The organism is Acetobacter malorum (assembly GCF_002153605.1).
GTDB lineage: Bacteria > Pseudomonadota > Alphaproteobacteria > Acetobacterales > Acetobacteraceae > Acetobacter > Acetobacter malorum_A.
In genome coordinates this window covers 1-465 of sequence record NZ_JOPG01000084.1, presented here as the reverse complement: position 1 = coordinate 465, position 465 = coordinate 1, and the positions used below count along the sequence as shown (strand labels likewise).

At 56.6% G+C, this 465-nt stretch carries 1 pseudogene; it reads left to right on the top strand.

Features of this window, described 5'->3' with window-relative positions:
• A pseudogene (locus HK23_RS14020) lies at nt 1-465 on the top strand (threonine--tRNA ligase); the annotation flags it as partial.

Here is a 465-nt window from a genome sequence, read left to right as displayed (position 1 = left end):
AACGCACTCCCGGCTGATGCTGTTCTGACGTTCTATCGACAGGGTGATTTCGTGGACCTGTGTCGTGGACCACATCTCTCCAACACAGCAGACGTGGGTCATGCTTTTCGTCTGCTGGAAACGGCGGGCGCTTACTGGAAAGGCGACCGCAACCGAGCAATGCTCCAGCGGATTTACGGCACGGCCTGGCGTAACGAACAGGAGCTCGAAGCGTGGGAAAAACAGCGGGCGGAGGCCATGCTGCGTGGTCATCGCAGACTTGGTCGTGAGATGGATCTCTTCCATTTTCAGGAGGAAGCACCGGGGGCCGTATTCTGGCATCCCAATGGATGGACATTATTCCAGACACTCCTCGCCTATTTGCGTAAGCGTCAGCGCACGGAAAGCTATGTGGAGGTCAACACGCCTGACATCATGGATCTGTCTCTGTGGAAAGCCTCCGGTCACTGGGACAAATTCGGGGAG